Raw genomic sequence first — 23029 nt, 5'->3', positions numbered from 1 at the left:
GCGCCTTGACCGGCGGTGCGGGGCGTGGCCCTCTCGGGCGATGTTCCCGATCCGCGATCACAACCCCTCTTACAGCACCCCGTGGGTCACCTGGACCCTGATCGCGATCAATATCGTGGTCTATGTGATGACCGCGCCCTGGGGCGGCGATATGCGCGAACTCTGGCTCGACAACGCGCTCTGGCCTGCAGCGGTGACGCATGGTGTCGCGTGGCACGGGCTTTTCACCCACATGTTCCTGCATGCTGGTATCCTGCATCTGGCGGGCAACATGCTGTTTCTGTGGGTCTTCGGCGACAATCTCGAAGACCGGATGGGGCGCGTTCTCTTCCTGATCTTCTATCTCGCCTGCGGGCTGGCCGCCGCCTTCGCGCAGATCTCGGCGAACCCGAATGCGACTGTGCCGATGGTGGGCGCCTCGGGGGCGATTGCAGGCGTGATGGGGGGCTATCTGCTGCTCTATCCGAAAGCCCGGATCGACGTTCTGTTCTACTTCCTCGTCTTCTTCAAGATCTGGGCCACGCCTGCTTGGCTGGTGCTGGGCCTGTGGTTCGCGATCCAGCTATTCAACGAGCTGACCTCCGGCGCGTCGGGCGGCGTCGCCCACATGGCCCATATCGGCGGCTTCGTGGCGGGCGCGCTTCTGACGCTGCCGCTGTGGTATCGCCTTGGCGGGCCGCTCTTCTGGCGGCTCACCCATGGCCACCCGCCCTTCCCCGAGGCGCGCGAGCGCCAGACCAATATCCCCACAGTCACACGGAGACGCTGATGCTGCCCGAAATCCAGTCGCCCCACCGCCTGACCTGCCATTGCGGCGCGGTGGAGATGGAGGTGACCCTCTCCGACGGGCTCAACACGAAGCGGCGCTGCGACTGCTCTTTTTGCCGTCGGCGCGGCGCGGTGGCGGTCTCGGCCCCGCTCTCGGGCATCCGCATCGTGAAGGGCGAGGACAACCTGACTCTCTACCAATTCGGCACGATGACCGCGAAGCATTACTTCTGCAAAACCTGCGGCATCTACACCCATCACCAGCGCCGCTCGAACCCGAACCAATACGGCGTGAATGCCGCCTGTCTGGAAGGGGTGAACCCGCGCGATCTGGACCCGGTGCCGTGGAATGACGGCGTCAATCACCCGACCGATCGCGTCGATTGATCCTTTCGAATGAACGCGGCGGCGCGCTCGGCGATCATGATCGTCGGCGCGTTGGTATTGCCCGAAATCAGCCGTGGCATCACCGAGGCATCGACGACGCGCAGCCCGTCGATCCCGCGCACCCGCAGCTGAGGATCGACCACCGACATGTCGCCCTGCCCCATCGCGCAGGTGCCGACCGGGTGGTAGATCGTATCCGCCCGTGCCCGGATATCGGCCATCAGCCCCTCATCCGTCCCGTCATGCGGATAGAACCTGCGCCCCCGCCACGGGCGAAGCGGCTCCGCCTCGGCGATCCGGTCCAGAAGCCGCGCGCCTTTCAGCAGCAGCGCCGCATCGCGCGGATCGGAGAGGTATTCTGGGTCAATCAAGGGCGCCGCGCGCGGATTGCTCGAGGCCAGCCGCAGCGTCCCGCGTGACTGAGGCCGCAGCGGGCAGATATGAGCCGACCAGCCATCGGCCAGATGCGGCTTGCGCATATGCTGATCGACGATGCCCACGACGAAATGGATCTGCAGATCGGGCCGGGTGAGGCTCGGATCGCTCCGCAGGAAGGCCCCGCCCTCGGCCATGGGGGAGGCGAACAGCCCCTCGCCATGCTTGCGCCACGCGCCCGCCGCCCGTGCCAGCCGCATCAGCCCGCGCGGGTTCAGCCCCACCACGTCGCGCCGGGGCGAGGTGTAGCTGATGACGTAATCCAGATGATCCTGAAGGTTCGCGCCCACGCCCGGCAAGTCGAGACGTGGCTCGATGCCGACCTCGCGCAGATGATCCGCAGGCCCGATCCCGGACAGCATCAGCAACTGCGGCGAGCCGAACGCCCCCGCCGAGACGATCACCTCGCGCGCCGCCTCGATCTTCATCCGCTTGCGGCCTTGCCGGACGATCGCCCCCGTCGCACGGCCCTCCGTGATCTCAATCTTCTCGGCGCGCGCGCGGGTCAGCACGGTCAGATTGGGCCGCGCCATCACCGGATGCAGATAGGCCGCCGCCGCCGAACAGCGCTCGCCCTTGCGCGGACCGTCCCAGAACTGCGTGACCTGATAGAGCCCCGCCCCTTCCTGTCGCGGTCCGTTGAAATCCTCGTTCGGCGGGCATTGCACGGCTTCGCAGGCCTCGATGAAAGCGCGGCTGATCGCCCGCGGTCGCCGCTGGTCGCCGACCTGCAACGGCCCTTCGGCGCCATGCCAGTCCGACGCCCCGCGGGCATTGCGCTCGGAGGCGAGGAACCACGGCTTCACGGTCTCCCAGTCCCAGCCCTCGGCGCCCGCCTCGGCCCAGCCGTCGTAATCCTCGGGCTGGCCGCGCGCATAGAGCATCGCATTGATCGCCGACGACCCGCCAAGCCCCCGGCCCCGAGGCTGGAACCCACGCCGCCCGTTCAACCGCGGCTGCGGCACGGTGCGCAGCGCCCAGTTGTGGATCGGCGGCCGCCCGGCGACCATCGTGGCGACCAGCGCAGGCGCACGCACGAAAATGTCGCGCGCCTCGCGGCCCGCCTCGACAAGGCAGACGGTTACGGTCGGGTCCTCCGACAGTCGCGCCGCCAGCACCGACCCCGCCGAGCCGCCGCCCAGAATGAGATAATCGAAACGCAAGGGCTCCTCCTTCCCTCGTTCGCGAAAAGCCTAGCGGGTTTCGGAAGATAGGGAAGGATTACGCTGGGTCGGACGGGTCAGGGACGCGCCCGAGCCTCGGGTGAGAACGGCTGGAGTTGAATGCCCGGATCAGCCGCGAAGCGGCCCGGGCAGCGCCCGACCGCCCCCTCGGGCGGGCGCTTTTGCGACGGCAGCGCGCGGGTCGAGGTCGCCCGGACGTGGCGGGGATAAAGCGCCAACCTCAGAGGGCGACGCCCACCCGGCGGTCTGGCCCCGCCCTCCCCTACACACAAAAGAAAACGCCCGGTCTCTCCGACCGGGCGTTCCAAACTCTCTCGAGGACAACCTTAGCTGCGCAACGTGCCGCCGGTGGCCTTGCTCACCTTCTCGACGATCTTCTTGCTCACCGCTTCGATCTCGGCATCGGTCAGCGTCTTGTCGGCGGGCTGCATCCGCACCGTCAGCGCGATCGACTTCTTGCCCGCGCCCATCTGCTCCTCGGCCTTGGCGCCGGTGAACTGGTCGAAGACATTCACGCTCTCGATCAGCTTCTTGTCTGCACCCATCGCCGCGTTCACCGCCGTCAGCGCCTCGACATTCGCATCCACGACGAAGGCGAAATCGCGCTCGACCGCCTGCAGGTCGGAAATCTGAAGCGCGGGCCGCGTTGCGCCCTTCTTCTTCGGGAAGGGGATGTTTGCCAGACGGATCGTGAAGGCGACCGCCGGGCCCTTCACGCCCAGTTCGCGCAGCACCTTGGGATGCACTTCCCCAAACGTCGCCAGCAGGTTCGGACCAAGCGCCACATTGCCCGCCCGGCCCGGATGCCACCACGCATCGAGCTTGCGGTTGATCTGCGCGCGCGCCGGCGCGCCGACCGCAGCCAGCACGGCCTCGGCATCGGCTTTCGCATCATAGAGGTCCACCGGACGGCGCGAGCCGAAGGGATCGCGCGGCGCGGAGTGACCGACCAGAAGCCCGGTCGCCTGCAGAACCTGCTCGCCCGGCTCGCCGCCGTTGAACGCAGGGCCCACCTCGAACAGCGCCAGATCGTTCAGACCGCGCGCCTGATTGCGGGCGGCCGCCTGCAAGAGACCCGGCAGCAGATCGGGGCGCATATGCGTCATCTCCGAGCTGATCGGGTTCTCCAGCTTCGTCGCATCCGCGCCACCGCCGAACAGCTTGGCCGAGGCCTCGTCGATGAAGCTGTAGGTCACGCATTCATTGTAGCCCAAAGCCGCCGTCGTGCGCCGCGCCATCCGCTCGCGCTGCTGCATCGGCGTCAGGATCGCGTCCGGCACGCCGGTCGTCTCGCGGCCCATCGGCTTACCCTCGAGCTTCGTCAGCGAGGCGATGCGCGCCACTTCCTCGACCAGATCGGCCGAACCCAGCACATCGGGGCGCCAGGTCGGGGGCGTCGCCATGTCGCCGTCGAGCGTGAAGCCAAGCGCCTCCAGCGTCTCGCGCTGCGTGGCCTCGGGAATATCCATGCCGACGAGCGAGATCACCCGCGCCGGGTCCAGCTTGTAAGCGCGGCTGACATCCGGCACCGCGCCATCCATCACCAGCTCCGACACTTCGCCACCGCACAGATCGACGACCATCTTCGCCGCCAGATCGAGCCCCGGCAGCGTGAAAGCCGGATCGACACCGCGCTCGAACCGATAGCGCGCATCCGAGTTGATCTTCAGCGCACGGCCCGTCGCCGCGATGGTGATCGGGTCCCAATAGGCGCTCTCGAGGAACACATCGACCGTGTCCTCATCCGCACCGGCCTCCTCGCCGCCCATGATCCCGGCGAGGCTCTCGACGCCCTTGTCGTCGCAGATCACCATGTCGCCTGCGCGCACGGTATAGGTCTTCTCGTCGAGCGCGAGGAACTCCTCGCCGCCCTCGGCCGGCTTGATCACCAGATTGCCCGCCACCTTCTTCATGTCGAAGACATGGAGCGGCCGGTTCAGGTCATAGGTGAAGTAGTTCGTGATATCGACCAGCGTCGAGATCGGGCGCAGACCGATCGCCTTGAGCCGCTTTTGCAGCCACTCGGGCGACGGCCCGTTCTTCACGCCGCGGATCACGCGACCTGCAAATAGCGGGCAGCCTTTTTCCTTCAGCACCGGGTCGATCGTCACCGAAATCGGAGCTTTGAGCGCAGCCTCGACCTTCGGCACGTCGAGCGGCTTGAGCTTGCCCAGCCCCCGCGCCGCCAGATCGCGCGCAATCCCGCGCACGCCAAGCGCGTCCGGCCTATTCGGCGTAATTGCAATCTCGATCACCGGATCGACTGCCTCGGGACGGTTCTCGGCCAGCCAGTCGGTGAACTTCTGCCCGACCTCGCCCGACGGCAATTCGATGATCCCGTTATGCTCGTCCGACAGCTCCAGCTCGCGCTCGGAGGCCATCATCCCGTGGCTCTCCACCCCGCGGATATTGCCCACCGACAGCGTCACATCGATGCCGGGCACGTAATCGCCGGGCTTGGCCAGCACCACCGTGATCCCGGCCCGCGCATTCGGCGCCCCGCAGACGATCTGCGTCACACCCTCATCCGTCTCGACCATGCAGACCCGCAGACGATCGGCGTCGGGGTGCTGCTCGGCCGATTGCACCTTGGCGAGCGTAAACGTCTCCAGCTTCGCCGCCGGATCGACGACCTCCTCGACTTCAAGCCCGAGATCGGTGAGCGCCTCGGCGATCTGATCGACGGTGGCCTCGGTCTCGAGATGATCCTTGAGCCAGGACAGGGTGAATTTCATCGGACTTCCCTCAGGATTGCTTGCGCTGCGCGAGGTCCTTGTAATCCCCCATCTCAAGGAGTTTCAACTCCCGCCAAAGCCGGATCGAGGGTTTTGCGGCGAAAAGGAGCGACCCGATCAGGAACAACCACGTGCCGGGGATCATCAGGCTCTCGTAGAAGAAGAAGATCGAGCCGATCACGAAACAGAATGCCGCGCCGAAATCGACCACCGTATAGGCGATCTCCGTGAGGGCGACGAAGCGGCGCTGCTCGGGGCTTTGTTCATGCTTCGGGGTGTCGAAGAGGCGTTTCTTCTGGGCCATCGGGTTCTCCTTGATAGTCCTTTACCAAGCGAAACCGCTCGCAAACGAGTTCCATCTCGGGGGTAAAACCTCCGTTACGCTCGAAATAGGCCTGATGACCCTGCCGCCAGCCTTGCAGCGTCTCGTCCTCCCCCTCGGCCAGAGCGAAGTCTTCATCGACATCGCAAAAGCGCTGGATCGTGACCTCGATGGTCTCGATCATCACCGCCGGTTTGCCGTCCCAGTCGAGCGCAATATCGCGGCGACCCACCACCGGCATATCCTCGCCCCCTTCGGTGAAATAGGTGAGCGCGCCGCAGGTGGCGGTCTTCTTGCCTTGGCGGATCAGGGTGAGGAGCTGGTCGCAGAGCTCGCGGCTGTCGCCGAAGGTGAAGGTGATGGGGTCGGGCATTGGGGGCTTCCTTTTTGGTTGGGGGAAGCGGGCGGCGGATCAACCAAGGGCATGTCTCTATTCCCCCATAAGGGCTAGTTTGCAGCCTTTGTCATCCGAATAGCTTCGCGCAAATGATCGTATGCAATCTCCAGATCGCCTCTGAGATCAGAGGAAGTTACGGCTGACAGTTTGCGAAGCTCATCTTCCGCTATTTGAAAGGCATGTCGGACAGCTTCTTTGTCATCAGCTGCTCCATTCCACTCATTGTATCGGTCAAACGCATCCCAAAGACATAATTCAGCTTCACGAACTTGCTTCTGAAGCCTGTCAAGGAACTCATACTCATGGGAATAGATGCCAAGCGCGGACAAGCGGATAGTCTTTTTCGAAAGTTCTCTTAGCTCAGATTTGAGCTGCGGCAGATTCCCAAGAACACGTCGACAGTCTTCGTAGTAGCGATGAAATGGTTTCCCTCCATACAGAGCAGCTATGCCGTCAAACTCAAGCGATGCTCGGGGAACACAATCGTCAAGGCCTTCAGCTATATCGAGAAGACCCTGCAGAACCTCTTCCGCGTGCTGGCTACTTTTTAGGGTGAGTTGCTGCCTCTGCCACTTCCTGTATTGCCAGATCGCAAACGCCACCCCAAGGACGGTCGCCAAATTCGCGGCAGCCTGCAAGATTAGCAGAGCGTTAGCCGCGAACGAGGCGCTCACCGGCTCAACCCACCAGCCACCGTCGGCAGATCCAGCGCGCTAAACCCATAGTGCTTCAGCCAGCGCAGGTCGCTCTCGAAGAACGCCCGCAGGTCCGGGATGCCGTATTTCAGCATCGCGAGGCGGTCGATCCCGATGCCGAAGGCGAAGCCCTGCCATTCGTTCGGGTCGATCCCGGCGGATTCGAGCACTTTCGGATGCACCATCCCCGAGCCGAGGATTTCCATCCAGTCGTCGCCTTCACCGATCTTCAGGCTACCGCCCTCCCACGAGCAGCGGATATCGACCTCGGCCGACGGCTCCGTGAAGGGGAAATGCGAGGCGCGGAAACGCAGCTCGACGCCGTCCACCTCGAAGAAGGCCTTGCAGAACTCTTCCAGCACCCATTTCAGGTTCGCCATCGAGATGTCTTTCCCGATAGCCAGACCTTCGACCTGATGGAACATCGGCGTGTGGGTCTGGTCCATATCCATGCGGTAGACGCGGCCCGGCGCGATCACGCGGATCGGCGCGCCCTGCTCCAGCATCGCGCGGATCTGCACCGGCGAGGTATGGGTGCGCAGCACATGCGGCGGACGATTGTCGCCCTCGTCGCGATGCATGAAGAACGTGTCATGCTCCTGCCGGGCGGGGTGCTCGGGCGCAATGTTGAGCGCGTCGAAATTGTGCCAGTCGTCTTCGATCTGCGGGCCTTCGGCGACCGCGAAACCCATATCGGCGAAGATCGCGGTGACCTCGTCCATCACCTGAGAGACCGGGTGAATGGTGCCCTGCCGCCGCGGCCGACCCGGCAGCGTCACGTCGAGCCATTCCTCGCGCAGCCGCGCATCGAGCGCCGCATCCGCCAGCGCCGCCTTCTTCGCGCGCAGCGCCGCGTCGATCTCGTCCTTCAGCACGTTGAGCGCTTTGCCCGTGGTCTGGCGCTCCTCCGGGGTCATCTTGCCCAGCTCACGCATCTTCAGGCTGATTTCGCCCTTCTTGCCCAAGGCGGCCAGACGGATCTCTTCCAGCGCGGCCTCGTCGGTCACATCGGCCACGGCGCTCAGGTATTTATCGCGAAGCTCTTGCATATCATTCCCCGGGAATTTGCTTGGCCCACGGGTTAGCCGCGCCGGCGCGCCTTTGCAACCTCGCGCTTGCAGGCAAAGGGCGGATGGGGGCGCTGCCCCCGGCCTTGCGACCTCCCCCGGGATATTTCCCTCGAGAAGAAGCGCAACAGATCCTTAACCAGAATCGGATTGTCTCAGAGACGCGGTACAGGCGGGGACGCCGATGACCGCTCAAGGGGAAGCGCCCGGTCTGCCGCCCGATGATGGGTCCGAGCCGGGCGTTTTTTCTTCCTCTTGGTGGAAATATCCCGGGGGGCTCGTGAAACGAGCGGGGGCAGAGCCCCCTCCCCGGCCAGCCTCCCACGCGAAACGAAAAAGGCCGCCCCAGATGGAGCGGCCCTTCCCGAATTCTGTCGTAAGCCGATTACGCGGCGGCGGCGGCTTTCGCCTGCTCGACGATCGCGCCGAAGGCTTCGGGCTCGTGCACGGCGAGATCGGCGAGAACCTTGCGGTCCACTTCGATGCCAGCCTGGTTGAGGCCGAAGATGAACTTCGAATAGCTCAGATCCGCATCGACGGCGCGCACGGCGGCGTTGATACGCTGGATCCAGAGCGCGCGGAAGTTGCGCTTACGGGCTTTACGGTCGCGGGTCGCGTATTGGTTCGCCTTGTCGACCGCCTGGGTCGCAGTGCGGAAGTTGCGCGAGCGCGAGGAATAATACCCTTTTGCCTTCTTGAGCACTTTCTTGTGCGCGGCGTGGGTGACCTTACCGGATTTGACGCGTGCCATTGTTCAAGTCTCCCGAGTTCAGCGGTTGTAGGGCATGTATTTCTTGACGATCCTCGTATCCGCCTCGCAGAGCACCATGGTGCCCGAGGTTTCGCGGATGAATTTCGTCGAGCGTTTGATCATGCCGTGACGCTTGCCGGCCGGACCGACCTTGACCTTGCCGGTCGCGGTGAACTTGAACCGCTTCTTGGCAGCGGATTTCGTCTTCATCTTGGGCATTTACAGCTCCTTTGCAGGGTGTGGAAGCGCGACTCGGCATGCCACTTAGGCCGGCCGCGCGGGTTCAGAGTGGGCCTGTTAGACGCCGCAGGTCCGTTTGGCAAGGGAAAAATCCGGAACTGCCCCACCCCCTAAGGGCGACCCTAGTAATTGACCACGCGAGCCAATATGCGCGCCACCGCGTCTGGCACCGTCTTGAGCGTATAGCCCCCCGGCCGGGCGTAGAAAGCCAGCAGGATCAACGCACCAGCCACCAGGATCCCGACCGTCGCCGCCCGCGGCGGGCGGCTGTCGGAGAAGGCGGAGATCGCAGCCGGGATCGCGATGATCGCGATCGCCAGCCCGATCGTCAGCAGGAGATCGGCATCTATCGAAGAAAGATCCATCGCCTGCGCCCTTGTCACCAACCCTCTCGGGAAAGGTTACTCAGGGTCAGTGCGGTAAATCAATCGCTCATCACAGGGTGCGACGCGCAGGATGTTCGTGGTGCCCTGCACGTTGAACGGCACGCCAGCGGTGACGACGATCTGTTGCGTCTCGTCGGCAAAGCCGAAATCGCGCGCCGCGCGGGCGGCGTTGACGACGGCCTGCTTGAACCGCTCCAGCTCACCGCACGGAACCGCATGCACGCCCCAGGTCAGCGAGACCCGGCGCAGCGTCGCCTCGATCGGCGAAAGCGCGATGATCGGCACCCGCGGACGCTCCCGCGCGATGAGCGCGATCGTTTTGCCCGATTGCGTATAGGCGCAGATCGCCGCGATATCGGTGGTCTCGGCGATCTCGCGCGCGGCGGCCACGATCCCGTCGGCGACGGTCTGACGGGCCGCATGGCGCGAGGCTTCGATCACTTCGCGGTACGTCGGGTCCTTCTCGACCGAGATCGCGACGTTGTTCATCGTCTCGACAGCTTCGACCGGGTAGTTACCCGCCGCGGATTCCGCAGACAGCATGACCGCATCGGCGCCCTCGTAGATCGCGGTCGCGACGTCGGAGACCTCCGCGCGGGTCGGCATCGGGCTCTCGATCATCGATTCCAGCATCTGCGTCGCCACGATCACGGGCTTCGCCCAGGTGCGGCATTTGCGGATCAGCTGCTTCTGGATCGGCGGCACGGCCTGAACAGGCAGCTCCACGCCCAGATCGCCGCGGGCGACCATGATCCCGTCCGAAGCCTGAAGAATCTCGTCGAAGCTGCGCACCGCAGAGGGCTTCTCGATCTTCGACAGGATCGCCGCGCGGCCCTTGGCCAGCTCGCGCGCCTCTTCGACGTCCTCGGGACGCTGCACGAAGCTCAGCGCGAGCCAGTCGACGCCCATCTCGCAGGCGAATTCCAGATCTCGCCGGTCCTTCTCCGACAGCGCGGCCAGCGGCAGCACCACGTCGGGGACGTTCACGCCCTTGCGGTCCGAGATCGTGCCGCCCACAGTGACGGTGCAATTCGCGAAATCGTCGCCGCAGTCGTCGACCACCAGACGGATCTTGCCGTCATTGACCAGCAGTTCCGAGCCCGGCTCGAGCGCTTGGAAAATCTCGGGATGCGGCAGGCACACACGATGCGTGGCGCCCGGCGTCTCGTCGAGATCGAAGCGGAACTTGTCGCCATCTTCCAGCTCCGCGCCATGCGCGGCGAAAGTGCCGACGCGCAGTTTCGGGCCCTGAAGATCCGCGAGGATCGCGATCGGGCGGCCGAATTCGGCTTCGAGTTGGCGAATGATGGCGTGCCGAGCGCGATGCTCTTCGTGGCTGCCATGGCTCATGTTCAGGCGGAACACGTCCGCGCCTGCGACGAACAGAGCTTTGATGCTGTCATAGTCAGAGGAAGATGGGCCCAGCGTAGCCACGATCTTCACGTTGCGAAGGCGTCTCATGCGTCCTCGTTTTCCGTTCAAATTGATGTCATGTCGTGGGCCAAGTACGCGTATGGCGCAATTTGTCGCGGGCCGCAACTGGCGTGGCGCAATCTTTCCCGTTATCTGAGCCATATCGAGCAAGCGTGAAGAGACTATGAACGAAAAACAGCCCCTTTCGATCACTGGAGAGGCACGGACCGGACGATGGCTGGTCACCTGCGATCATGCGCGCAACACCGTGCCCGACTGGGTGGGCGGCGGCGATCTCGGCATCGACGCCGAAGATATGGCGCGTCACATCGCCTATGACGTGGGCGCGCTGGGGCTGTCCGAGGCACTGGCGGAGCGGCTCGACTCACCGATGATCGCGAGCGATTTCTCTCGACTGGTGATCGACCCGAACCGGGGCGAAGACGATCCGACGCTGGTGATGAAGCTTTATGACGGCACGATCATCCCCGCGAACCGCCATGCCGACGCGGCAGAGGTCGAGCGGCGGCTGGACCGGCTCTATCGCCCCTATCATGCGGAATATGCCCGGCTCGCGGCGCGGCGCGACGATACGGTGATCTGCGCGGTTCACTCCTTTACACCGCGCCTGCGCGGGCGACCGCCCCGGCCGTGGGATGTCGGCATCCTGCACGCTCCCGCCGATCCGCGCCTCGCCTATGAGATGATCGCGGCGCTCGAAGCCGAGGGCGATCTCTGCGTGGGCGACAACCAACCCTATCTGGGCCATCTGGAGGGCGACTCGATCGACCGCCACGCGCTGGCGCATCGCCGCCCGAACGTGCTGATCGAGCTGCGCAACGACCTGATCGCGACGCCCGAGCAGCAAGCCGCATGGGCCGACCGTCTGACGCCGATTCTGACACGGGTTCTGGCGCAGAGCGGGCTGTAATTGGCGACAGTAATCGCGTGAGGCGAGGGATTGTTTCCAAGCTACGTTACTCCTGCCATATTTTGATCACATTGTATTGACGCTTTCGTGAGTGTCGCGGATATTTTCCCTGATTTCAGGGGGATATCACCGATGCTCGCGACTCTTCTTCTCGCCTTCCTGCCGATGGCGCTCCTTGTCGGGGCCAGCCTCGACGGTGGCGGCGACCATAAAGATGACCATGACGACGAGGAAGCGGCTCGTCCTGATGAAGAGGGCACCGGTGCAGGCGAGGAGATCGACATCTCCGGACCCGATCAGCTGACAGAAGGCACGTCGGGCGACGACACGATCCGTGGCACCGATGGGACCGACACGGTGATGGGGCTCGCAGGCGACGACGACATCTATCTCGGCGATGGCAATGACGGCGGCGACCTCTCCCCCGAGGACCAGCAGGCGATGGATCAGGCGACGAGCCTCGGCGAATTCCTCGATCTTTATGAGGCGTCAGGCGTCTTCGGCGCGGTCGGCGGCTCGGGCAACGACTATATAGACGCGGGCGCGGGCAACGACTCGATCACCGGCAGCCAGGGCGATGACACGCTGCGCGGCAATCTCGGTGCCGATTACCTCATGGATGCCGAAGGGTCGAACGCCCTCTATGGCGGCTATGGCGATGACGAACTCTATGCCGTCGATCAGGACGGCGCGCCCGACCTGCTCGATGGCGGGGCGAATAACGACTACCTCAATGGCGACGACGGCGACACGATGACCGGCGGCACCGGCTCGGATTGGTTCGGGGTCGATTGGAACGAGGGAGACGCGCCGGTAACCGTGACCGATTTCGGACAGCTCGACCCGACCCCGGCCCCCGGCGCGCTCGGCGAATTTCTGGGCATCGAGGTGGACGACCTCGACAACGTGTCCGACTTCACCGTCTCGCAAAGCGGCAGCGACTCCATCGTGTCGATCAATGGCCAGCAGGTCGCGACGCTCAAGGATGTCGAATATGCCGCGCTCAAGGCGGCGGGCGGCGCGATCTATGCCACCGACGGACTCAACTACGGTCAGCCAGTCTACGCCTGACCCGTTCTCGAATCGTGCCGGGAGGCCGCCGATCGCGCGGCCTCCTTCCGTTTCGGTAAAGCCCCAAAAACGCGACCATATCCGATCGCGATACTAATCCTCGCCATTCTCTCTGATGGTTAACGCCCCCTGAACAATGGGCCGGTTTCGGCCTCACAAAGCTTTTGCGCAGCCGACAAAATGTCGCGACGATCAAGGCAAGATCAGGAGAAACCATGCTCGCCTTGTTCATCGCCACCACCATCGCGTTATGCCTTCTCGGCTGGGCCGAGGGTCTGCCGCGCCAGCGCCAGGTTCGCGCCGCCGCCGACACCGGAGCGGCCGCCCCTGCGCCGTCGCACGGCGCTCCGCTGGAAAAGGCGCTCGGCACGCGCCCCGCCAATGTGGAAGACAGCGCGAACGACCTCGATGCCGCCGTGATGATGCGCATCGAAGCGCTGCTGGCGCATCCGAACCAACAGGCCGAGACCCGCGCACACGCTCCGGCACCTGCACCCGCCGCAGGCCCCGAGCCGCTGCCGCGCATAAACGGGTTCGAACCGGGCGACGCCATCGCCCTCGATTTCACCGGCTCTGCGCCCCGCCGCGACGACATCACCTTCCGCACCTGCGCCGAAGGCACGCTCGTCGTGATTGAAGGTCAGGCCGAACTGGTCATCACAGGCATCGCGCCCGAGCAAATCGCGCCAGATGCCTTCCAATTCCGCGCTCATGCGGCGGCCTGAGAGACACCGCTCGCATGACAGGAAAAGACCCCGGTTGGGCTGGCCGGGGTCTTTTCTTTTTTAAATTCCAGATGTTGCGCCTCGGCGCGGATCAGATCGCGGCCTTGCGGCTCTCGTCGAGATAGATCTCGCGCAGACGCATAGCCACCGGGCCAACCGCGCCCTCGCCCACCGCCTCGCCGTCGATCTCCACCACCGGCATCACAAAAGCCGAGGCCGACGTGAAGAAAGCTTCATCCGCACCCTGAGCCTCTTCGATGGTAAAGGGACGCTCCTCGATCTCCATCTGGCTCTCGGCGGCATATTTCAGCAGCGAGGCGCGGGTGATCCCGTGCAAGATGTCGTGGCTCAGATGCCGCGTGATGATCTTGTTGCCCTTCACGATATAGACGTTGTTCGACGAGCCTTCGGTCACGAAGCCATCTTCCACGAACCACGCATCGTTCTTGCCAGCCTTCTCGGCCGCCATTTTGGCCATCGACGGATAGAGCAGCTGCACCGTCTTGATGTCGCGGCGATGCCAACGCAGGTCGGGAAGCGAGATCACCTTGATGCCTTGCTTCGCCTTCGGATCGTCGGCGAGGTTCGGCTTCGACTGGGTATACAGCACCACGGTCGGGGGCGTGCCTTCCGGCGGGTAGTGGAAATCGCGATCGCCCGCATTCCCGCGCGAGACCTGAAGGTAGATCATGCCTTCGTCGAGATCGTTGCGCTTGACCAGTTCGCGGTGAATCTCGATCCATTCGTCTCGGGTCAGATCGCAGGTCATCTCCAGCTCCGCCAGCGAGCGACCGAGCCGGTTCATGTGACCTTCGAATTCGAGGATCTTGCCGCCAAGAACGGAAGTCACTTCATAGACCGCATCGCCCATCACGAAACCACGGTCGAAGACGGAGACCTTGGCCTCTTCCTCGGGAATATACTCTCCGTTGAGATAGACGATCCGGCTCATATTCTTGCTCCTTGCAAACTCAGCCCCAGAGTTCCGGCTCCGGCGGCTCCACCACGCTGCCCTTGTAACGCAGCGGCACATCGCGGTCTTCGGCCAGAAGCAGCGGGCCGTCAAGATCGACGTAATCCGCCCCCTGCGCGACCAGCATCGCCGGCGCCATCGCAAGGCTCGATCCCACCATGCAGCCGACCATCACGCCGAACCCTTCGGCGCGCGCGAGATCGCGCAGCCGCAAGGCCTCGGTCAGACCGCCGGTCTTGTCCAGCTTGATGTTGATGACGTCGTATTTGCCGCGCAGATCGGTAAGCCCGTCGCGCGTATGGCAGCTCTCATCGGCGCAGATCGGCACCAGCCGCTGAATATCCGACAGCGCCTCGTCCCCCGCCGCAGGCAAAGGCTGCTCGACCAGCGCGACACCCAGCTTCTTCAGCTCGGCCTGAATGTCGAGGAAAGTCTCGATCTCCCAGCCCTCGTTCGCATCGACGATGATCTTCGACTCCGGCGCGCCCTCGCGTACCGCGCGCAGACGCGGCATGTCCTCGGGCGTGCCGAGCTTGATTTTCAGCAACGGACGATGCGCATGTTCGGCGGCCGCCGCGCGCATTTTCTCCGGCTCGTCCAGCGACAGCGTATAGGCCGTGGTCTGGCTCACGGGCTTGTCCAACCCGGCCAGCTCCCAGACCGGAACGCCCTTCTTCTTGGCTTCCCAATCCCACAAAGCGCAATCGACCGCGTTGCGCGCAGCCCCGGCGGGCAGCGCCTCTTGCAGCTCGGCGCGGGAAATCCCTTGCGGAAGGCTTTCGATCTGCGCGGTGACGCTGTCGAGGCTTTCGCCGTACCGCGCATAGGGCACGCATTCGCCCCGCCCCGTCACGCCGTCGCGCTCCAGCGTCACGCTCAGCACATGCGCTTCGGTGCGCGAGCCGCGCGCGATGGTAAAGACCTGCGCCAGCTTGAACGTATCATGACTCACCCGGATCATCCGCGCCCCCTTCGACTTGGTGCAAATATCCCCGCCGGAGGCATCCGGCAGGGGTCACAAGCGAGACAATCAGATCGCGGCGAGCGCGTCCACCAGCTTGCCAGCACCGAAGCGGAACGGATCGGTCGTGGGCAGGCCCATTTCTTCCTCGACCTTCGCGAGATAGGCCTTCGCCTCGTCCTCACCCATCTTCTGGGTATTCACCGAGATGCCGACCACCTGACAGGCGGGATTAGCGACTTTCGCCAGCGCAAGCGCCATGTCGCTCAGCTCTTGCAGCGAGGGCAGCTTGTAGCCCGGCAGCCCGCGCATATGGGTGCGCGTCGGCTCATGGGCGAGGATCAGCGCGTCTGGCTGACCGCCATGGATCAGCGCCATTGTCACACCCGAATAGGAAACGTGGAACAGGCTGCCCTGCCCCTCGATCAGGTCCCAATGGTCGTGATCGTTATCGGGCGTGAGGTATTCGATCGAGCCGGCCATGAAGTCCGCGATCACCGCATCGAGCGGCACGCCGTCGCCGGTGATCAGGATGCCGGTCTGGCCGGTCGCGCGGAACGTGGCCTTCATGCCGCGCTCGCGCATTTCGCGCTCCATGCAAAGCGCAGTATACATCTTGCCCGCCGAGCAATCGGTGCCCACGGCAAGGCAGCGCTTGCCGGTGCGCTTCTCGCCATTCGCGATCGGATATTTCACCGCCGGGATGCGCACGTCATGCAGCTGACGCCCGCAGGCCTTTGCGACCGCGACCAGATCGGGCTCGTCGCGCAGCAGGTTGTGCAGGCCCGACGCGAGGTCGAGACCTTCTTCCAGCGCTTCGATCAGCACTTTCTTCCAGCCCTGCGAGATCAGGCCGCCACGGTTTGCGACGCCGATCACCAGCGTCTTGCAGCCTTGTGCGATGGCTTCTTTGATATCGAGATCGGGGATGCCCATGTCGGCTTGGCATCCCTCCATCCGGTACTGGCCGACGGCATATTCCGGCCGCCAGTCTTTGATCCCCTGCGCGACTTTCGCGGACAAGGGATCGGGGGCATCGCCCAGGAACAGTAGATAAGGGGTGTCGATCAGCGACATGCGGGTCTCCCTGTGGTCTGTGTTTTGTCTTGTTTGTTGATGATATTAGGGCGCGGCGCAAAAATTTCTTGGGGATTTCCGTGCAACATTTCCGGCAAAACGGAAGATCCTTCGGCAAAAGCGCCAACTCGCCGCAATTTCGTGCATAACCCGGATTTTCGGATGCCAGCAATGCTGCAGCGCGGCCCTGATTCTGCGCCTGCAAAATCGCCTTGCAAGAGGCCGCGCAACAATATACCCAATCCGCAACCCAAAACGTAACTTCCTTGCGAAAGGCTGCTTCATGAGCTTCCGCGTTCAACCCACGCCCCCTGCCCGTCCGAACCGCTGCCAGCTTTTCGGCCCCGGCTCGAACACCAAGCTCTTCCCGAAAATGGCCGCCTCCGCCGCCGATGTGATCAATCTCGACCTCGAAGATTCGGTCGCGCCCAACGACAAGGCGCAGGCGCGGCGCAACATCATTCAGGCCAGCCACGAGATCGACTGGGGCAATAAATACCTCTCGGTCCGCATCAACGGCCTCGACACGCCCTATTGGTATCGCGACGTGGTCGAACTGCTCGAAGAAGGCTCCGAGCGCATCGACCAGATCATGATCCCGAAAGTCGGTTGCGCGGCGGATGTCTATGCCGTGGACGCGCTCGTCACGGCGATCGAAACCGCGAAAGGTCGCAGCAAGAAAATCTCGCTCGAAGTCATCATCGAAAGCGCTGCCGGTCTCGCGCATGTCGAGGAAATCGCTGCATCTTCTCCGCGCCTGCAGGCGATGAGCCTTGGTGCCGCCGACTTCGCCGCCTCGATGGGCATGCAGACCACCGGCATCGGCGGGACGCAGGAAAACTACTACATGCTCCGCAACGGCGAGAAGCATTGGTCCGACCCGTGGCACTGGGCGCAGGCCGCGATCGTCGCCGCCTGCCGCACTCACGGCATTTTGCCAGTCGATGGCCCGTTCGGCGATTTCTCCGACGATGATGGCTTCCGCGCGCAGGCCCTACGCTCGGCGACGCTCGGCATGGTGGGCAAATGGGCCATTCACCCCAAGCAAATTTCTCTTGCAAATGAGGTCTTTACGCCGTCTGATGAGGCAGTGACCGAGGCCCGTGAAATTCTTGCGGCGATGGAAGAGGCCAAGGCTCGTGGCGAAGGTGCGACCGTCTACAAAGGCCGTCTCGTCGACATTGCGTCAATCAAACAAGCTGAAGTGATTGTAAGACAAGCCGAAATGATTAAAGATTAAGCCGCGCGCGAACGAATCGCGATATAGTTATCGAATCCCGGAGCGGTTGGGAGGGGAGGCCCGGCCGCATGAGGGAAAAGGAGCGCCCTGGCTTACGGCCGGGGCGTTTCCGTTTTTCTAGCGCCGGGGAATCCCACGCAAACGCCATCCAGCCGCGCTGTGCGACGGCCCGATGACAGCTCCGCAAATCGCAGCGCCTCAGCCCTGCAGCGGCAAGCGGATCTCCGTCAGCAAATCTTCCGGCTTCGTGTTCATCGGATCGTTGAGATAGACCTCATAGGCCACCAGATCGCGGTGCTCCGTGCCCGACGTCGGATACCAATCCTCGTCCAGCCAGCGATAGGCTTCGGGCAGTTGCTCATAGGGCCCCTTCACCGTCACCACCGCATATTTCCCGGCCGGATAGCGAATCTCCGCAAGCGGCGGGAAGATCACGAACCCCTCGCCCACCGCGAAACACGCATGCGAGCGCAGCTCCTCCGCCGGCACTTTGCGCGGATTGTCGTGCCCGATCATCGCCGCGTGCTCGACTTCCGCCCAGGACGGCTCCGGGATCAGCGAGACAAGTTTCTGAAAGACCGGGCCGACCGACGGGTAAGGCCCTTTATGTGCCAGCCCGGCAAGCCGCACCGCTGGCATCTCTTTGATCTCGACTTCATACGCCAAATTAACCCTCATCCGGTTAAAGCGCGCGTTTCCTCGGTCAGTCTATCACCTCCCATTCGCCGCGCCTATGAGGCAAGGCGCCGCCGCTCGTGCAATCGGGACGCGCCCGCCATGCGCCACCCAGTTGCAATTCCCGAGCGTTGAAGACATTAAGGGCGCGAGTTTCCGGATGCGGAGTGATCCATGACCTATCTCGAATTCGAAAAGCCGCTGGCAGAGATCGAAGGCAAAGCCGAAGAGCTGCGCGCGCTGGCCCGGCAAAACGAAGAGATGGATGTCGACAAGGAAGCGTCAGCCCTCGACAAGAAGGCCGAGGCGATGCTGCGCGACCTCTACAAAGACCTGTCGCCCTGGCGCAAATGTCAGGTCGCGCGCCATCCCGACCGTCCCCACTGCAAGGACTATATCGACCAGCTCTTCACCGAGTACACGCCGCTCGCGGGCGATCGCAACTTCGCCGACGATCACGCGGTGATGGGCGGCCTCGCTCGTCTCGGCGACAAGCCGGTGATGGTGATCGGCCATGAGAAGGGCAACGACACCGCAAGCCGCATCGAACGCAACTTCGGCATGGCCCGCCCCGAGGGCTACCGCAAGGCGATCCGTCTCATGGACATGGCCGCCCGCTTCGGCCTGCCCGTCGTCGCCCTGATCGACACCCCCGGCGCCTATCCCGGCAAGGGCGCGGAAGAGCGCGGCCAGTCCGAAGCCATCGCCCGCTCGACCGAGAAATGCCTGCAGATCGGCGTGCCGCTGATCTCGGTCATCATCGGCGAAGGCGGCTCCGGCGGCGCCGTGGCCTTCGCGACCGGCGACCGCGTCGCGATGCTGGAACATTCCGTCTATTCGGTGATCTCGCCCGAAGGCTGCGCCTCCATCCTGTGGAAGGATGCCGAGAAGATGCGCGAAGCCGCCGAGGCGCTACGCCTGACCGCGCAGGATCTCAAGAAGCTCGGCGTGATCGACCGCATCATCTCCGAACCTATGGGCGGCGCACAGCGCGACGCCACGGCGACCATCGCTTCGGTCGGCTCGGAAATCTCGCTGATGCTGGCCGAGCTGGAGGGCAAGAAGCCCGCCGATCTGATCAAGGCACGCCGCAAAAAGTTCCTCGACATGGGCACGAAGGGGCTTTCGGCCTAAACCGAAGCTCCTTCCCGAAACGCGATAACCGGTCCCGGCCTCACGCCGGCTCCGCCTGCCTGCGCATCAACCCCGCCCCCAGTGCAAGCGCAATGATGACCGTGCCGTAGATCTCGGTCGTCAGCCGCAGCCCCAGCTCCGGCACCGCCAGACCTGCCAGCACCGCGGGCACCCCGAAGGCCGAGTAAGCCAGAGTGAACAGCGCCGCGAACAGCCCGCCACGCTCATCCGGTGCGGCCAGCGGCGCGAGCGAGCGCAACACCCCCGCAAAGCAGGTGCCGAAGCCGATCCCCGCGATGAAGACGCTCGCAAGATAGAGCGCGAAACTCCCCGTCGTGAGCGCCGCGAGCGACAGCACCGTGCCCAGCACCAGCCCGTCCGTCCCCAGAAGCGCGATACGGCGCGGGGCCAGATTGCGCGTCGCATAGCACGAGGCCGCTCCGGTCCCCGACAAGAGCGCGACGATCGCCCCCTGCGCCAGCGCGGTGTGAACCTCGAAGACCTGCGCCACGATCGGCGCGCCCAGCGACAGGAACAGCGAGCCGGTCCCCCACCCTGCCAGCACCGCGGGCGCACCGCGCCGGAAGGCCGCACGGATATGGGGCGGCACAGAGACCTGCGGGCGCAGCGAGGCCAGCGTCCCCGCGTGGCGCGGCGCGGTCTCCGGCGGCAGCCAGACCAGCACCGCCAGCACGCCATAGACCAGCGCGAGCCCGAGGAAGGTCACCAGACGCGGCGCGGGCGCATAGGCCAGCAACGCCCCGCCCGCGAGCGCCCCGGCCGCCAGCCCCGCCAAGGGCGCGACCGCGTTCCAGACCGCCGCGAGACCGGGCCGCGTAGACGGCTCATGATCGGTCGAACTCGCGCTCAGGGTCGAGATCAGCAAGCCGCTCGCCAGCCCCTGCAGCACCCGCGCCAGCAGCAGCGCCATCGCCGTATCCGCCCAGAGGAATTCGAGCATTCCAAGCGCCAACAGCACGAAGCCCACCGACAGAACCGGTCGCCGCCCGAGATGGTCGGAGAGCCGCCCGAAGACCAGCAGGGTCACCAGAAGCGCCCCGGCATAGATCGCGAAAATCCCCGTCATCATCGCCGAGGAAAAGCCGATCCGCGCCTGCAGGACCGGGTAAAAGGGCGACGGCGCGCTCGCGCCCGCCAACATCAGAACGAGCCCCGTGATTGCCAGCACGAAGCCTGCCGGGCTCCGCGCGGGCGGATTTGGAGATGCGGCGCGCGGGCCAAAATCCGTGTCGTCGGTCATCGCTGTCTCCTGATGCGATTGGTTCGAAAATTGTCGAACCTCCACATACTCGACAGAACGCATGGTTCAAGTATTATCGAACCATGAGCACGCCCCCCGAACTCCCTCATCCCCCCGCTGACTCGCTGTCACTGTCGCAAGTGCTCTTCGCGCTCAGCGACCCGGCGCGGCGCGAAATCGCCCGCAACCTGCGCGAGGGACCGCTCGAAGCGGCGGCCTGCAGCGCCGTGGCGGCGGATGTCCCGAAGTCGACGAAATCCCATATTCTCAAGGTTTTGCGAGAATCCGGCGTAATCCGGAACGAGCCAAACCCGAACGGTCGTGGCCGCCTGCTCACCTTGCGCCGGGACGACATTGAGGCGCGCTTCCCCGGCCTGATCGACCCAATCCTCGACGCCGATCTGCGAGAGAGCTGATCACGCCAACGTGTTCCCGCGCCCGCATCCATCAGCGCAGCCGCACCCCTTCGCCGCCGCACCCCTTCGCCTTGGCAAAAATATCCCCGCCGGAGGATCCCTCCGCCGCCACCCGCTCAGGGCTTCGGCAGCTCGAACCCGGCCTCCAGCATCAGCGCATCCGAGCGCGGCTCGACCACCGCCTCGACCGCCGCCAGCGTCTGCGGCGCAGAGCCCGCCGCCTCGATCGCCGGCAGGAACTCGGTCACCGCCACGCCCGACCGGATCGGCCAGCCGCGCTTGCTCCAGAACAGGCCCGCATTGGTCGCGGCGGGCACCACCGGCAGCTTCGTGGCCTCCGCCACCACGCCCACGCCCTGCTTGTAGCGGCGCCTCTCGCCCGGCGGCACGCGCGTGCCCTCGGGATAGATGATCAGCTGACCCAACCCATGCGTCGCGCGCGCCTCTTCGACCGCGCCCAGCATCACCTTCATCGCCTCCGACCCCTTGGAGCGGTCGATCGGAATGCAGCCCGCCTTATGCGCGAACCAGCCCATGACCGGCACGTTCAACAGGGCCTTTTTCATCACGAAGGCCCGGCGCGGCAGGTGATTGGCGAGGATCAGAATGTCGAAAAAGCTCTGATGCTTGGCCGCGACGATACAGTCGCCCTCGGGCGGCGTGCCGCGCAGCTCATAGCGCAGCCCCAGATAGACCCGCGCCATATCCAGCAGATGCTGCGTCCAGATACCGGCGGTGCGATGCACACCGGCCCGCCCCTTGGGCAGCACCTGAAACACAAGGCCCCAGGCCCCGATCAGCACCGTCGCGAGCGCGATGTGAACGTAGTAAATCCCGGTCATCACATGGGTCAGCGGCGTGACTTTTCCGGGGCGGCGCGAAGGGTCGGACATCAGCGAAGTCTCCTGAGCATACGCAGCGCGGCGAAGCGGGTGGCGGCAAAAGCCACGATCGCGGCGATCGGCGGAATGATCAATGGCCAGAGCCATGCGGCCCCGGAAAAGCCCAAGCCGGTGAGGAAGCCGCCTGCAGCCTCGGTCGAAGGCAGCAATGCCACCGCGAGCATCCCCAGCACCGTGCCCGCCACCGCACCGATCAGCCCGCGCGTGGTGAAGCGACGCACGAAGGCCCGCCCGATGAAGGCGTCTTTCGCGCCCACCAGCCGCAGCGTCGCGATCACCTGACCGTTGGCGGCCAGCGCAGCTTGTGCGGCCAGCGTGATCATCCCCGCCATCGCGCCGAAGATCAGCAGTAGCGACAGCAAGCCCAGCGTGCGGATACGCTCCGCCGCCGCCACCAGCGGACGCCGCCAGCGGGTATGATCGTCAAAGATCGCGCCGGGCGCTTCGGCCTGCAGCCGCAGCCGCAGCCCCTCGGCGTCGACACCCGCGCCGGTCTCGGTCACCGCGATCAGCTTCGGCAGCGGCAGTGCATCGACGGGCAGATCGGGACCGAACCACGGCTTCAGCAGCCCCTTCATCTCGTCATCGCCCATCACCCGCGACGAGGCGACACCCGGCGTCGTCTTCAGCACCTCCTGCACGGCGGCGACCTGCGCATCCATCTGCTCGGGCGGGGCGGAGATGCGGATCGTGGCCGAGCGCGCGAGGCTGTCCGCCCAGCGATCCGCAAGCCGCCCGGTCGCCAGCGACAGCGCCAGCGCAAAGACCGCAAGGAAAGCCATCGCGGCAGCGGTGAACAGCGTCAGCCGCGCGGTGAACCCGGTCGGCGGCACGACCCGATCCGGCCCGGTGGTCTCGGAGGCGAATGTCAGCAAGGTCAGCT

The 23029-nt window shown here is 64.6% G+C and carries 25 protein-coding genes; 8 read left to right on the top strand and 17 right to left on the bottom strand.

The window, feature by feature from the left end; genetic code table 11:
- Nucleotides 1-40: 40 nt before the first annotated feature.
- Complete coding sequence (locus BMI87_RS15715) at nt 41-769, top strand: rhomboid family intramembrane serine protease (RefSeq protein ID WP_078522558.1); 729 nt, start codon at nt 41-43, stop codon at nt 767-769.
- Nucleotides 769-1155 (top strand): GFA family protein, encoded by a 387-nt coding sequence (locus BMI87_RS15710; protein WP_078522557.1) that lies wholly within the window; start codon nt 769-771, stop codon nt 1153-1155. Before BMI87_RS15715 ends, BMI87_RS15710 begins: the two co-directional genes overlap by 1 nt.
- Here BMI87_RS15710 and BMI87_RS15705 read toward each other — a convergent pair.
- From BMI87_RS15705 to pyk, 10 genes are all read right to left on the bottom strand, one after another.
- Nucleotides 1131-2753 (bottom strand): GMC family oxidoreductase, encoded by a 1623-nt coding sequence (locus tag BMI87_RS15705; protein WP_078522556.1) that lies wholly within the window; start codon nt 2751-2753, stop codon nt 1131-1133. The genes BMI87_RS15710 and BMI87_RS15705 overlap by 25 nt on opposite strands.
- A 347-nt stretch (nt 2754-3100) precedes the next feature.
- Complete coding sequence (gene pheT / locus BMI87_RS15700; RefSeq protein WP_078522555.1) at nt 3101-5509, bottom strand: phenylalanine--tRNA ligase subunit beta; 2409 nt, start codon at nt 5507-5509, stop codon at nt 3101-3103.
- 10 nt (nt 5510-5519) lie between these two features.
- Nucleotides 5520-5813, bottom strand: coding sequence for a YrhK family protein (locus BMI87_RS15695; protein ID WP_078522554.1), 294 nt, complete (start codon nt 5811-5813; stop codon nt 5520-5522).
- The gene (locus BMI87_RS15690) at nt 5773-6204 is read right to left on the bottom strand and encodes an ASCH domain-containing protein (RefSeq protein ID WP_078522553.1); all 432 of its coding nucleotides are present in this window, start codon (nt 6202-6204) and stop codon (nt 5773-5775) included. The genes BMI87_RS15695 and BMI87_RS15690 overlap by 41 nt, the downstream gene beginning before the upstream one ends.
- A gap of 74 nt (nt 6205-6278) precedes the next feature.
- Complete coding sequence (locus BMI87_RS22195) at nt 6279-6902, bottom strand: hypothetical protein (protein ID WP_146673555.1); 624 nt, start codon at nt 6900-6902, stop codon at nt 6279-6281.
- On the bottom strand, nt 6899-7972 hold the full coding sequence (gene pheS, locus BMI87_RS15685; protein WP_078522552.1) for a phenylalanine--tRNA ligase subunit alpha: 1074 nt from the start codon (nt 7970-7972) through the stop codon (nt 6899-6901). The genes BMI87_RS22195 and pheS overlap by 4 nt, the downstream gene beginning before the upstream one ends.
- Nucleotides 7973-8375: 403 nt before the next feature.
- A complete protein-coding gene (gene rplT, locus BMI87_RS15680) occupies nt 8376-8741 on the bottom strand; it encodes a 50S ribosomal protein L20 (protein WP_078522551.1) in 366 nt (121 codons plus the stop codon).
- A gap of 18 nt (nt 8742-8759) precedes the next feature.
- On the bottom strand, nt 8760-8960 hold the full coding sequence (gene rpmI, locus BMI87_RS15675; protein ID WP_078522550.1) for a 50S ribosomal protein L35: 201 nt from the start codon (nt 8958-8960) through the stop codon (nt 8760-8762).
- 143 nt (nt 8961-9103) lie between these two features.
- The gene (locus BMI87_RS15670; protein WP_246832717.1) at nt 9104-9346 is read right to left on the bottom strand and encodes a hypothetical protein; all 243 of its coding nucleotides are present in this window, start codon (nt 9344-9346) and stop codon (nt 9104-9106) included.
- A 36-nt stretch (nt 9347-9382) separates the two neighbouring features.
- Nucleotides 9383-10828 carry a pyruvate kinase gene (gene pyk, locus BMI87_RS15665; protein WP_078522549.1) on the bottom strand — a complete coding sequence of 482 codons (1446 nt, stop codon included), beginning with the start codon at nt 10826-10828 and terminating at the stop codon, nt 9383-9385.
- A gap of 136 nt (nt 10829-10964) precedes the next feature.
- Here pyk and BMI87_RS15660 point away from each other — a divergent pair, with 136 nt between their 5' ends.
- From BMI87_RS15660 to BMI87_RS15650, 3 genes are all read left to right on the top strand, one after another.
- The gene (locus tag BMI87_RS15660) at nt 10965-11711 is read left to right on the top strand and encodes an N-formylglutamate amidohydrolase (RefSeq protein ID WP_078522548.1); all 747 of its coding nucleotides are present in this window, start codon (nt 10965-10967) and stop codon (nt 11709-11711) included.
- 132 nt (nt 11712-11843) lie between these two features.
- Nucleotides 11844-12782, top strand: coding sequence for a calcium-binding protein (locus tag BMI87_RS15655; RefSeq protein WP_078522547.1), 939 nt, complete (start codon nt 11844-11846; stop codon nt 12780-12782).
- Between the two features lie 215 nt (nt 12783-12997).
- On the top strand, nt 12998-13507 hold the full coding sequence (locus BMI87_RS15650) for a hypothetical protein (RefSeq protein WP_078522546.1): 510 nt from the start codon (nt 12998-13000) through the stop codon (nt 13505-13507).
- A gap of 91 nt (nt 13508-13598) precedes the next feature.
- Here BMI87_RS15650 and BMI87_RS15645 read toward each other — a convergent pair whose 3' ends face one another.
- The 3 genes from BMI87_RS15645 to dgcN form a co-directional block, all read right to left on the bottom strand.
- Nucleotides 13599-14459: a D-amino-acid transaminase gene (locus BMI87_RS15645; RefSeq protein WP_078522545.1), complete on the bottom strand. Its 861-nt coding sequence runs from the start codon at nt 14457-14459 to the stop codon at nt 13599-13601.
- Between the two features lie 19 nt (nt 14460-14478).
- Nucleotides 14479-15441, bottom strand: a complete 963-nt coding sequence (dgcA, locus tag BMI87_RS15640; protein ID WP_078522544.1) for an N-acetyl-D-Glu racemase DgcA — start codon at nt 15439-15441, stop codon at nt 14479-14481.
- A gap of 69 nt (nt 15442-15510) precedes the next feature.
- On the bottom strand, nt 15511-16512 hold the full coding sequence (gene dgcN, locus BMI87_RS15635) for an N-acetyltransferase DgcN (protein ID WP_078522638.1): 1002 nt from the start codon (nt 16510-16512) through the stop codon (nt 15511-15513).
- 289 nt (nt 16513-16801) lie between these two features.
- Here dgcN and BMI87_RS15630 point away from each other — a divergent pair, with 289 nt between their 5' ends.
- Nucleotides 16802-17758, top strand: a complete 957-nt coding sequence (locus BMI87_RS15630; RefSeq protein ID WP_078522543.1) for an L-malyl-CoA/beta-methylmalyl-CoA lyase — start codon at nt 16802-16804, stop codon at nt 17756-17758.
- Between the two features lie 198 nt (nt 17759-17956).
- Here BMI87_RS15630 and BMI87_RS15625 read toward each other — a convergent pair whose 3' ends face one another.
- Nucleotides 17957-18424: a GyrI-like domain-containing protein gene (locus BMI87_RS15625; RefSeq protein ID WP_168175224.1), complete on the bottom strand. Its 468-nt coding sequence runs from the start codon at nt 18422-18424 to the stop codon at nt 17957-17959.
- A gap of 183 nt (nt 18425-18607) precedes the next feature.
- On the opposite strand from BMI87_RS15625, the gene BMI87_RS15620 reads away from it, so the two are divergent.
- Nucleotides 18608-19567 (top strand): acetyl-CoA carboxylase carboxyltransferase subunit alpha, encoded by a 960-nt coding sequence (locus BMI87_RS15620; protein WP_078522541.1) that lies wholly within the window; start codon nt 18608-18610, stop codon nt 19565-19567.
- 40 nt (nt 19568-19607) lie between these two features.
- Here BMI87_RS15620 and BMI87_RS15615 read toward each other — a convergent pair whose 3' ends face one another.
- A complete protein-coding gene (locus tag BMI87_RS15615; RefSeq protein ID WP_078522540.1) occupies nt 19608-20828 on the bottom strand; it encodes an MFS transporter in 1221 nt (406 codons plus the stop codon).
- An 83-nt stretch (nt 20829-20911) separates the two neighbouring features.
- On the opposite strand from BMI87_RS15615, the gene BMI87_RS15610 reads away from it, so the two are divergent.
- A complete protein-coding gene (locus BMI87_RS15610) occupies nt 20912-21244 on the top strand; it encodes a helix-turn-helix transcriptional regulator (protein WP_078522539.1) in 333 nt (110 codons plus the stop codon).
- A gap of 116 nt (nt 21245-21360) precedes the next feature.
- Here the strand turns inward: BMI87_RS15610 and BMI87_RS15605 are convergent, their stop codons facing one another.
- On the bottom strand, nt 21361-22137 hold the full coding sequence (locus BMI87_RS15605; protein ID WP_078522538.1) for a 1-acyl-sn-glycerol-3-phosphate acyltransferase: 777 nt from the start codon (nt 22135-22137) through the stop codon (nt 21361-21363).
- Entirely contained in the window at nt 22137-23027 is an 891-nt protein-coding gene (locus tag BMI87_RS15600) for an FtsX-like permease family protein (protein ID WP_210402484.1), read from the bottom strand. Before BMI87_RS15600 ends, BMI87_RS15605 begins: the two co-directional genes overlap by 1 nt.
- Nucleotides 23028-23029 lie beyond the last annotated feature (2 nt).

Origin of the sequence: Thioclava sp. F28-4, assembly GCF_002020045.1 — a bacterium.
GTDB lineage: Bacteria > Pseudomonadota > Alphaproteobacteria > Rhodobacterales > Rhodobacteraceae > Thioclava > Thioclava sediminum.
Note: the sequence above shows the minus strand (reverse complement) of the source record. Positions and strands in the feature narration are given on the sequence as shown.